Source organism: Salipaludibacillus sp. CUR1 (genome assembly GCF_021028955.1).
Lineage (GTDB): Bacteria > Bacillota > Bacilli > Bacillales > Salisediminibacteriaceae > Salipaludibacillus.
In genome coordinates this window covers 1-3,448 of the sequence record NZ_JAIWPE010000070.1, presented here as the reverse complement: position 1 = coordinate 3,448, position 3,448 = coordinate 1, and the positions used below count along the sequence as shown (strand labels likewise).

At 37.4% G+C, this 3,448-nt stretch carries 2 protein-coding genes; one reads left to right on the top strand and one right to left on the bottom strand.

Annotated elements, in window-relative coordinates; all coding sequences use genetic code 11:
- Window positions 1-208: 208 nt before the first annotated feature.
- Window positions 209-1,819, top strand: a complete 1,611-nt coding sequence (locus tag K8O68_RS15205) for a hypothetical protein (RefSeq protein WP_230897711.1) — start codon at window positions 209-211, stop codon at window positions 1,817-1,819.
- Between the two features lie 123 nt (window positions 1,820-1,942).
- On the opposite strand, the gene K8O68_RS15200 is transcribed toward K8O68_RS15205, so the two are convergent.
- Window positions 1,943-2,929 (bottom strand): hypothetical protein, encoded by a 987-nt coding sequence (locus K8O68_RS15200; protein ID WP_230897710.1) that lies wholly within the window; start codon window positions 2,927-2,929, stop codon window positions 1,943-1,945.
- Window positions 2,930-3,448 lie beyond the last annotated feature (519 nt).

Genomic DNA, 3,448 nt, shown 5'->3' with positions numbered 1-3,448 from the left:
ATAAACGCAACAACAAATATTAACTATTTATTAGGTGTAAATACTTAGTTGATTGGTAGTTGGTGAAGTTATAAATTTATTTAATTTTAGTATATGTTAAGAATAAATTATTGTTTTATTGGATAAAAAAACTATTAATTGTAGTTTATGGATTTAAAATATAGTATAATTAGCATGGTTAAAAAGTATTGTAAAAAGGGGACTATTTATGAACATTTTTAAAAGTTTAATTGTTTTAATGGGGTTAATTTTAATTATTTCTGCTTGCGGGACGGCAGAAGAAGGTACTGCTGGAGGTGCGGCGGAAGCCGGTAATAATGAATTGAACGAAGAAATTGAACAAGAGGAAAACGAAGAGAAAAATGAAGAGGATGAAAAAGAGGACAATGGCGTTGATGTTGATCTTCTTGAAGAAGAGAGCAGATATGCGCTGGAGTTAAAGAATGACTCTTTTCTTTTCATCTATGCTGAAGATGAAGAAGAAAAACAGCTGGAAGAGGATTCATCTGCAGATGAAAAGGGAGATACATATTTTGAAGGGAATTATGAATTTGTTCTTTTAAAATCAGGTGAGAACAGCGGTAACATTTTGGGCGGGCGTTTCCTTACTTTTTTTGACGGAGAGGAAATGGTTTACACCGTCAATGAGGAAAATAATGATGACCTGATTGTTATAAATCAAAAAGAAGAAAACGGCAAGTACTTAGTTGAATTAATGGCTGTCGAAGAAGGCGTACTGAAGGAGATCAGCACTGGAGACGACTCAATAGTGTCTTATGATGGTAAATTTAAGTATGTAGAAGAAGACATTTACCAGACGGCTGTGTATAAAGAAGGCTCTGAACAACAAAACGGCTGGTTGTTTAATACGTGGGAAGTGGACAGAAGTTCTTTGTCTATTAAGCTGAAAGATCAAAAGCTTTATAATAATGAGACTTATTATGAAGGTCTGGAGTTTGGCAGAGAGCTTTATGAATCCTGGGTAAATGATCCTGAAGAATATTTTCCTTACGCGTTTATTCCGGTTGATGAGCAATGGTTAACGTTAGGGGCAGAAGGGAGGCTGCCAACTGTCAGTCATCCCCTTGGAACTAGCTATGAAGCGCTGGTGGAGGAAAAGGGGGAACCATCTGAGATTAGTGATTGGTTTGGAGGAGCAGAGACTTATGTTTACGGGGCCTCAGCCTATTTATTCCCTTATATTTATTCCGGAGAAAGAGAATTTACCAATATGCTGATTTTCAGTGATTATATTGATGGCGATGTGGATGATATTTACGAGGTGTTTGGAGAACCGGACGTGGAATATGCCGATCCAATGTATGACAACACTTATATAATGGAATATAGAACCGGGGCATATCAATTAATTGTAGAAACACATGACGACGAACTGTTTTATATCATGCTTACAGAATCAGCTGAGGAAGCAGGAGTTGAAGAAAGGGAGGATGTAGAGGGAGCGTCTGAGAACGGTTCTGATGGAGAATCCTCCAGTAATGGTAACAGCGATGACTCTTCTAACCAGTGGCAGGGAGAGTGGGACGTGCTGGGAGAGGGCATAAACGGCTATTTGAAGATTTATAATGAAGATGACACAGGATTTGATTTTGAGCTGCATGTAGCGACTACTCATGTTGCAGGTATTGAAGGTTACGCTGCAAAAGATGGAAATACAGCGACACATTTGCCTGGAGAAGTAGACTGTTTTATGACGTTTGAAAAGGATGGAAACCAAATTACTGCTAAGGAAGGGGAAGGCTGCTGGCAATATAGCGGAGCGGCGATAGATATGAATCGCACATTTATCAGGCCTTAAATTGTGCCAGCTAATCACATGAAGTGGAAGCCTTGGGGGCAGTGTTTGATGATATAGGTTATAAATTTTAAAAGAAAATGTCGGCAAAAAAAGGAGACTGGGGAAGTCTCCTTTTAATTATAATTATGGGATGTAAGATGGTTTTTCCAAAGGGAAGTAAAGAGCATAGATATAAAAGCCCTTATCTTTACTTTCATGGTTTGTAAATTCAACCACATAATAGACAGATTCTTCAATGACTTCTCCAGAGACTTCTCTCACTACATCAATTTCTCCAATAACATTTTGATAGATTTCATTTGCGTCTATGTAGTTAGTATAAACACTCCCTCTAGATAAGCTAAATTCTTTTAACTTACCTAAACCTTCAGCGGTAGTATTTTCTAAATAATAGTCAAAAAGAGATTCAGTTACAAACTCTTCCTTCAATTTATCTTCATCATATTCCACATCTCCGTGATACTCGTCAAATAGTTGGGGGAAGGCTGTTTCTGCCAAATCTTCAGCTTTGTCTAAGAAATAATGAAAATGAGGTTGTGCCGTCACTCCGTTAAGACTGTGAAGAGGGTCGTCTTCATAATGAACTTCCTCAATATTTCCTTCGTTATAAGATAACCAAGAAAGGTGAGTCAAGTATCCCGTGTCTCCATTCTCAAATCCCACTTCATCTGTAAAAGACACCCTTGTCCCTTGGTCATCTTCTCTGATTAAGAAAGTCTCTTCTAAAACAGTGTGTTCCTGGTCACCTTCTGGTGGTTCCATATACTCTGGATATTCAGTTCCATGATATTTATCGACCACAAAGTTAATCATTTCTTGTTCTTCATCTGAGAAAGAATCTAAAGTTGTTTCTTCTTCGTCCATTCCTTCATCTTCATTGTTATTATGGGCAGCGGTATTATTGTTATCAGATGAATTGCTGTCTCCATTATTGTCTGTGTTATTTGTTTCGTTGCTGTCTTCCTCAAGGTCATTGTTTGTTTCTTCGTTGCTTACTTCTTCGGCGTTATTTACAGAATTGTTTTCTGTATTTAATTCCTCTCCTTGTCCTTCATCACTACATCCCGCTAAAACCAAACTTGCAAATAACATTACTGAAACTTTCTTCATAGACATTAACCCCCATAAATTATGTATCTTTAGCGCACAATTGTAAATTTTATCAAAAATTATGTACTTTGTCTCATATTTGTTGGATAAACTTTCAATTTTTTAAAATTAATAGAGTTACTAGAGGTAATAAGACTTATTAAATAATTGTGAAAAAATTATAGTAAAAGGAATACAATCTCCGTATCACGGGGCTATCTATGTGAGTGTTTTGAAAGATGGTTAAATTGAGTCAGGTAGATGATTTATGTTTTCTGGAAAAAGGAGGGGAGCACTGCGGAAATTAAGAAATTAGTTTTTTTTGATGCACTGACGAGGATATTTGATGCACTCGGTAAAATATTTGATGCAGTTCACAATCAAAAAAAGAGCCAGGATATGTTACATCCTGGCTCATTATAGGTGTGCCCGGCATGTGCATACGCTCTAGGGTTCAAGTCCCAAATGGCGAAGATCGTTGTAGCCATTAGCCAAAAGCAAGGGTGTCCGAGGCGACTCGGAATCTGAAGGAAGCCGGAG

Excerpts from the sequence above, each read along its gene's own strand:
- K8O68_RS15205 (WP_230897711.1), top strand. The coding sequence starts at position 209 with ATGAACATTTTTAAAAGTTTAATTGTTTTAATGGGGTTAATTTTAATT.
- K8O68_RS15200 (WP_230897710.1), bottom strand. The coding sequence starts at position 2,929 with ATGAAGAAAGTTTCAGTAATGTTATTTGCAAGTTTGGTTTTAGCGGGA.